This is a genomic window from Kitasatospora sp. NPDC040550 (assembly GCF_055594965.1).
The window spans coordinates 210,608-217,343 of sequence record NZ_JBVIWC010000010.1 but is presented as its reverse complement, the minus strand read 5'-3'; the positions used below and the strand labels follow the sequence as shown (position 1 = coordinate 217,343).

The following is a 6,736-nucleotide window of genomic DNA, read 5'->3' as shown; positions in this document are numbered from 1 at the left end:
TGTAGGGAGGAGGCGGAGAGGGCCAGGACGCCGTTGCGAAACGAACCAGCAACGGCTCCTCCGCTCTCCTCTGGGGTAGAGACGGCCAAGGGCCCGGCGCCGTCGCGCCCACGTTAGGGGGCCGGGGCGCCCGGCGCCCCTCGGCCCGCACCCGTCCGGCTCAGTCGGCCGCCCGTCGCACGGCCCGGCGGGGTGGGCGCCGGCACGGTCCGGAACCGACCGTCCCGCCGGGCCGACGGATAGTCTGGCCCGGCACCGAAAGCCCGTACGAACCGCGAGAGGCCTTCCCGATGAGCACCCCCAGCACCCCCGTCGTCGAGCGGTCGGACGAGCGGCACCGCTACGAGATCCTGGTCGACGGCGAACTCGCCGGTTTCACCGAGTACTTGGACCACGACGGGCAGCGCGTCTTCTACCACACCCTGGTCGAGGAGGCCTTCGCCGGCCGCGGCCTGGCCGGGCGGCTGGTCCAGGAGGCGCTGGCGGACGTCCGGGCCGCCGGGAAGCGGATCGTCCCGATCTGCCCGTACGTGGCCGCGTTCCTGACCAAGCACCAGGAGTTCGCGGACCTCGCCGACGAGGTCACCCCCGAGGTCAAGGCCTGGCTGCGCGGCCAGCTGCGCTAGAGGGGTTGTCCGGCCCGGGGTGGTGGGGTGTTCTTCGCCGATCCGGCGGGCGGCCGGGGGCGGGTGCCCTACCGGCGCTCCGACGGCCGGCCGGGGCGGATCTCCGCCCGCGGCGGACCTCCGGCCGGGGCCGAGGGAACGGAGGACGGTGCGGCCCCGCCGGGCGGGGCCGCACCGTCGGCGCGTCCGGGTCGTCACATGTTGATCATGTGACCGGCGAGGCCGTGGATGGCCTCCTTGACGGCCTCGCCCAGGGTCGGGTGGGCGTGCACGTTGCGGGCGACCTCGTGGACCGTGAGGTCCCACTGCTGGGCCAGCGTCAGCTCGGGCAGCAGCTCGGTGACCTCGGGGCCGATCAGGTGGGCACCGAGCAGCTCGCCGTGGGTGTTGTCGCAGATCACCTTGACGAAGCCGATCGGGTGGCCGAGGCCGTGCGCCTTGCCGTTCGCGGTGAACGGGAACTTGGCGACCTTGACGTCGTAGCCGAGGTCACGGGCCTGGGCCTCGGTGTAGCCGAAGGAGGCGATCTGCGGCTGGCAGTAGGTGGCGCGCGGGATCATCGCGAAGTCGACCTCCATGGTCTCCGCCCCGCCGATGGTCTCGGCGGCGATCACGGCCATCGTCTCGGCGGCGTGCGCGAGCATCAGCTTGGCGGTGACGTCGCCGATCGCGAAGATGTGGTCGACGCTGGTGCGGCCGCGCCCGTCCACCGCGATGGCGTTGCGGTCGGTCAGCTTGACCCCGGTGTTCTCCAGGCCGTAGCCGTTGACCCGCGGCGCGAAGCCGATCGCCTGGAGCACCTTGTCGGCCTCCAGCACCTGCTGCGCGCCGTCCTTGGTGACGGTCACCCGCACCTTGGCGTTCGGGTCGCTGTCGTCGATCGACTCGACCCGGGTCGAGGTGAGCACCTCGATGCCCAGCTTGCGGTACTGCTTGGCGAGTTCGGTGGAGACCTCGACGTCCTCCAGCGGCACCACGCGGTCCAGGAACTCGACGATGGTGACCTTCACGCCGTAGTTGTGCAGCACGTAGGCGAACTCGACGCCGATCGCGCCGGCACCCGCGATGATGATGCTCTCCGGCAGCTGCTCGGTGAGGATCTGCTCCTCGTAGGTCACCACGCGCTCGCTCAGGCTGGTGCCGGGCAGCAGGCGGGTGGTGGCACCGGAGGCGATGACGCAGTGGTCGAAGGTGACCACGTCGAAGCCGCCGCCGCTGAGCGCGACCTGGAGGGTGTGGTCGTCGACGAAGGTGCCCCAGCCGTCGTACTCGGTGATGCCGTTCTTCTTCATCAGGTAGTGGACGCCCTTGACCCGGCCGTCGGCCACCGAGCGGCTGCGCTTGAAGGCCTCGGAGAAGTCGAAGGTCACCTGGCCCTCGACCTTGATGCCGAAGGTCTTGGCCTCCTTGGTGAAGATGTGGGCGAGCTCGGCGTTGCGCAGCAGGGCCTTGGAGGGGATGCAGCCGACGTTGAGGCAGACGCCGCCCCAGTACTTGGCCTCGATGACCGCGACCTTCAGACCCAGCTGGGCCGAACGGACGGCGGCGGTGTAGCCGCCGGGGCCCGCGCCGAGGACGACGACGTCGTAGTGCGTGCTCATGTTGCTGACTCCTCCGAGGGTGTCACGGTGTCGTGATCTCGGTCCCATGGTGTCAGGACCGGACTCGACGCACCCACCGGGTCTCGGCGGATGCGCTCCGCGCGGCACCGTACAGGGCCGGGGGCCGATTGTCAGTGGCGTCCACTACGGTGGCCCGTACCCTGACCCACCAGGGGCGATGGCGGACGGGAGGTGCCGGATGGACGGTGTGCGCACGGCCGGTGGGTGGGCCCGCCGCCCGAGGACGGCAGCGGGCCCACCCGGGCGTCAGGCCGCCACCGCGTGGGCGTCGGCGCCGCCCGCTCCGGCGCCGCCCGGGGTGTCCGTACCCGCTCCGCCGGCCGCCCGAGCGGCCGGGCGCTGCCCGGGTACGGGCCGCTGCAGCGAGGAGAGGTCCCAGGCGTAGGTGCCGACGGCATGGGCGATCACGTCGATGTTGTCGTCGAAGGCCGCCATGTCCAGGTTGTCCAGGTCGTCACAGGCCTTGTGGTAGCAGGCGTCGAAGGCGGTGCCCGCCGTGCCGCCGTAACGGGCCTGCTGCTCGGGGGACTTGATCACCTCGGCGCCGGTGTCGGTGCCGCCGGCCGGGATGCCCGCGTCGATGAACGGACCGTAGTCGGAGCGGCCGTCGAAGGCGCGCGGCTCGTGCGGCAGCTCGCGGTCGTCCAGGTAGTCGGTGAGGAAGCGCTCGATCTGGGCCGAGCCCTCCGGGCCCGCGCCGCCGCCCGCGTTGCCGGAGCCGTTGTAGACGAACTGCGCGTAGTTGGGGGATGCGATCATGTCGAAGTTGAGGTAGAGCCGGATGTTCTTCCGGTCCGCGTCGGAGAGCGACTTCACGTACGCCTCGGAGCCCTTGAGGCCGAACTCCTCGGCGGACCACCAGGCGAACCGGACCTTGTTCTTCACCGGCCGGGTGCCGAGGTTCTTCGCGACCTCCAGGATGCCGGCCGTGCCGGAGCCGTTGTCGTTGATGCCGGGCCCGGCCGGGACGGAGTCCAGGTGGGCGCCGATCATCACGGTGTTCGCCGGATCGCCGCCCCGGGTCTCGGCGATGACGTTCCAGGTCTTGCGCTGCTCCATGAAGGTGCGGAGGTCCAGGGTCACCCGCACCGGCCCGGCGGCGGCCTCGGCGGCCAGCGCCTTGCCCGCCGCCTCGGTGATCCCGCCGGTCGGGACCTTCCCGGCGGTGGGCTTGCCGAGGGTCCCGTTCAGCTCGCCGTCGGTGTTGTTGTAGATCAGCGCCCCGAGGGCGCCGGCCGTGGCCGCGGCCGCCTGCTTCTCGGCGAAGCTGCACCCGCCGCGCCGGATCAGCGCGATCCGGCCGGTGACGGAGCCCGCCGGGTAGTCGGCGGGCGTGCAACCGGTGGTGGCGCCCACCGGGGCGACGCCCAACTCGGCGGTCAGGCCCGCCTCCGGGCCACTCACCGAGTAGGTCATCGCCAGCACCGGCACCGACTCCGCCCGGGGCGACAGCACGTCCAGGCGCTGTGTCCGGGCGTCGAAGAAGGTGTACTCGAAGTCCTGCCGGGAGACCTTGAGCCCGGCCCGCCGCGCCTGGTCGTAGATGTACCGCGCGGACAGGTCGTGGCCCTTCGAACCGGCTGCCCTGGTACCGCCGTTGCGGTCGGCGAACCGTTGCAGCGCGACCAGGGTGTCCCGGGCGTCCTCGGCACTGCTGGCCCCGACCAGCCGCTCGGCCAGCTTGGCGCCCCGGCGGGCCGGGTCCGGGTCGGCATGGGCACTGCCCGCGCCGACGAGGAGTAACGGGGCGACCAGGGCGGCGGCGGTCAGGGCGGCGAGCGGGGACGTCCGGGACCGGGATCGAAAACGGGAGCGGGAACGGGATCGGCAACGGGGGCGGGGCTTCAAGGCGACTCCTTCCGACGGTCGGTGGGTTCACGATTTGACATGACGGCGACCGCCTTGCCAAGGGCGCCGCGCGGCCGCGAAGTGCGCGGGACGCCCAGGGCGGTGATCCTGGAGGGGTGGGGGCGTCTCATCCAGGAGGGTGACCACATGTCCATGCTGGATAAGCTCAAGGGCCTGTTGAAGGGCCACGAGGACCAGGCCGAGAAGGGTGTCGACAAGGCCGGCGACTACGTCGACGAACGCACCCAGGGCAAGTACCAGGGCCAGGTCGACACCGCCCAGGAGAAGCTCAAGGAGCAGTTCCGCGACCAGCCGCCGCAGTAGCGCGGCCCCGGTGCTGCTCGGCCGGGCCGGCGGCGGCGCTCAGGCGTCGCCCCGGCCCGGCCCTTCGGCGGGCCCGTCCGCCTCCGTGCCCGCCGCCCCGCCCGCGCCGCGGTTCTCGCACGGCCCGGGGCCGGGCCGCTCGCGCCACCGCCCACACTCCGGGCACACCCGGTCCAGCCGGCAGGCCGACTCGCCGCCTTCGTCCATGCCCGCGATGGTGCCCGATGGACCCTCGGCCCGGCGAGTAGACACTGTCTACGATGATCCGGTAGACAGTGTCCATGACCGAACAGGACCGCGACCTGCGCGCCCGCCTGGTGGCCGCCGGCATCGAGCTGGTGACCGAGGAGGGCGTCCACGCCCTCGGGCTGCGGGAGATCGCCCGCCGCGCCGGGGTCTCCCACGGAGCACCACGCCGCTACTTCCCCACCCACCGTGAACTGCTCGCCGCCGTCGCCCGACACGGCTTCGGCCGGCTCACCGACACCCTCGCCGGTGCCGACGCCCTCGCCGCCGGAACCGGGGCCGACCCCCGCACCCGGATCGAGGCCCTCGCCCGCGCCTACCTCGGCTTCGCCGCGGCCAACCCCGGCATGTTCGAGCTGATGTTCCGCCACGACCTGCTGGAGGGCAGCGGCACCGAACTGCGCCGCTCCACCCTGCCGCTGTTCCTCACCTTCGTCGGCCTGGTCGGCGAACTCCACCCGCAGGACGAGGACCCGACCGCCGCCACCGCCGCACTCTGGGCCAACCTGCACGGCCTGGCCCAACTCCGCACCTGGGGCAGCCTCGCCCTGGCCACCGGCGGCGACGGCATCGAACCCCTGCTGGGCGCCGCCCTGACCGCCCACCTCGGCCCGGCCACCCGGTGAAACCCCGGCGCCGCGAGCGGCTCACCCTCGCCACCAGCGTCACCGGTGCCGTCCTCGTCGCCCTGGACGGCACCGTGCTCGGCGTCGCCCAGCCGACCCTCCAGCGCGACCTGCACGCCTCCCTGACCGCCGTCCAGTGGACCAGTACCGGCTACCTGGTGACCGTCGCCGCCCTGCTGGTCTTCGCCGGCCGGCTCGGCGACCGCTACGGGCACCGGCGCACCTTCACCCTCGGGGTGGCCGGCTTCGCCGCCACCTCCACCGGGATCGCCCTCGCGCCCGACATCGGCTGGGTGATCGCACTGCGCGTGCTCCAGGGCCTCTGCGGCGCCCTGCTCCAGCCCGCCACCATCGGCCTGCTGCGCGCCGTCTGGCCCGCCGACCGGCTGCCCGGCGCGATCGCCCTGCGCACCGCCGCGCTCGGCGTCTCGGCCGCCGCCGGACCGCTGGTCGGCGGCGCGCTCACCACCCACTTCGGCTGGCGGGCGGTCTTCCTGCTCGGACTGCTGCCCGCCGCGGCGGCTCTGGTCGCCGCCCTCGCCGTCCCCCCGGTCCGCATCGAACCGGCTACGGCTACCGGCGGCCTCGACCTGCCCGGCGCGGGACTGCTCGCGGTCACCCTGGCCGCCCTGGTGCACACCCTGGTGACCCTGCCGACCGACGGCTGGTCGACCGGCACCGCGCTCACCCTCACGGCGGCCGCCCTGGCCACCCTCGCCCTCGCCCGGCACGAGCGCCGCACCGCCCGCCCCCTGCTGCCCGCCGCCCTGCTGCGCGCACCCGCCGTGGGCCCCGCGCTCGGAGTCCTGCTCGCGGCCTCGGCCGCGCTCTTCGCGACGCTCTTCCCGGCCAGCTACTTCCTCCAGGACGTCCTCGGCCTCGACCCCCTGCAGAGCGCCCTGCGGGCGTCGCCCCTCGCGGTGGCGATGGTCGTCGCCGCACCCGTCTCGGCCGCACTGGCGAAGCGTCGCGGCACCCGCGACACCGTGCTGGGCGCGATGGCGCTGCTCACGGCGGGCGCGCTGCTCACCGCCCGGCTCGGCCCGTCCTCGGGCGCCGTCGCGATCGGCGGCTGCTTCCTGCTGCTCGGCGGCGGCTTCGGCACGGTGATGGCCGTCGCCACCTCCGCCGTCGTCCGGGGCGCGGCCGCCGCCGAGGCGGGTGTGGCGGGCGGGCTCCAGCAGACCGCGATGAACATCGGCCCGGCCCTGGGCGTCGCCCTGGCCACCGTCCTGGCCGGGCGCGCGGCACCGGGCACGGCGCTCGCCCCGGCCGCGCTGGCCGCGGCCGCCGTGGCGGCGGCGGGCCTGCTGCTCGCCAGCCGGCTGCCCGGCCGGGCCGGCGCCGCCCGGCCTCGGGAGGCCGCCGGCCGCCCCTGACATCCGCCCGGCAAGGACGGCCAGGACGGCCAGGACGGCCAGGACGGGCCAGGGCGGGCCAGGGC

At 74.0% G+C, this 6,736-nt stretch carries 7 protein-coding genes; 4 read left to right on the top strand and 3 right to left on the bottom strand.

The features are described from left to right. Positions 1–290: 290 nt before the first annotated feature. Entirely contained in the window at positions 291–626 is a 336-nt protein-coding gene (locus ACZ58X_RS17530; RefSeq protein ID WP_470334517.1) for a GNAT family N-acetyltransferase, read from the top strand. Positions 627–820: 194 nt separating this feature from the next. Here the strand turns inward: ACZ58X_RS17530 and lpdA are convergent, their stop codons facing one another. After that, complete coding sequence (gene lpdA / locus ACZ58X_RS17525; protein WP_470334516.1) at positions 821–2,227, bottom strand: dihydrolipoyl dehydrogenase; 1,407 nt, start codon at positions 2,225–2,227, stop codon at positions 821–823. A 267-nt stretch (positions 2,228–2,494) separates the two neighbouring features. Then, positions 2,495–4,096, bottom strand: a complete 1,602-nt coding sequence (locus ACZ58X_RS17520) for a M28 family metallopeptidase (protein WP_470334515.1) — start codon at positions 4,094–4,096, stop codon at positions 2,495–2,497. A gap of 147 nt (positions 4,097–4,243) precedes the next feature. Between ACZ58X_RS17520 and ACZ58X_RS17515 the strand changes: the two genes are divergently transcribed. Beyond that, positions 4,244–4,420, top strand: coding sequence for an antitoxin (locus ACZ58X_RS17515; protein WP_470334514.1), 177 nt, complete (start codon positions 4,244–4,246; stop codon positions 4,418–4,420). Positions 4,421–4,459: 39 nt separating this feature from the next. Here ACZ58X_RS17515 and ACZ58X_RS17510 read toward each other — a convergent pair whose 3' ends face one another. Then, positions 4,460–4,627, bottom strand: a complete 168-nt coding sequence (locus tag ACZ58X_RS17510; protein ID WP_470334513.1) for a hypothetical protein — start codon at positions 4,625–4,627, stop codon at positions 4,460–4,462. 74 nt (positions 4,628–4,701) lie between these two features. Here ACZ58X_RS17510 and ACZ58X_RS17505 point away from each other — a divergent pair, with 74 nt between their 5' ends. Together ACZ58X_RS17505 and ACZ58X_RS17500 are read left to right on the top strand one after the other, a co-directional pair. Further along, complete coding sequence (locus ACZ58X_RS17505; protein WP_470334512.1) at positions 4,702–5,292, top strand: TetR/AcrR family transcriptional regulator; 591 nt, start codon at positions 4,702–4,704, stop codon at positions 5,290–5,292. Then, positions 5,289–6,671, top strand: coding sequence for an MFS transporter (locus ACZ58X_RS17500; RefSeq protein WP_470334511.1), 1,383 nt, complete (start codon positions 5,289–5,291; stop codon positions 6,669–6,671). Before ACZ58X_RS17505 ends, ACZ58X_RS17500 begins: the two co-directional genes overlap by 4 nt. Positions 6,672–6,736 lie beyond the last annotated feature (65 nt).

Coding starts and splice junctions, on each gene's coding strand:
- ACZ58X_RS17530 (WP_470334517.1), top strand. CDS start 291: ATGAGCACCCCCAGCACCCCCGTCGTCGAGCGGTCGGACGAGCGGCAC.
- lpdA (WP_470334516.1), bottom strand. CDS start 2,227: ATGAGCACGCACTACGACGTCGTCGTCCTCGGCGCGGGCCCCGGCGGC.
- ACZ58X_RS17515 (WP_470334514.1), top strand. CDS start 4,244: ATGTCCATGCTGGATAAGCTCAAGGGCCTGTTGAAGGGCCACGAGGAC.
- ACZ58X_RS17510 (WP_470334513.1), bottom strand. CDS start 4,627: ATGGACGAAGGCGGCGAGTCGGCCTGCCGGCTGGACCGGGTGTGCCCG.
- ACZ58X_RS17505 (WP_470334512.1), top strand. CDS start 4,702: ATGACCGAACAGGACCGCGACCTGCGCGCCCGCCTGGTGGCCGCCGGC.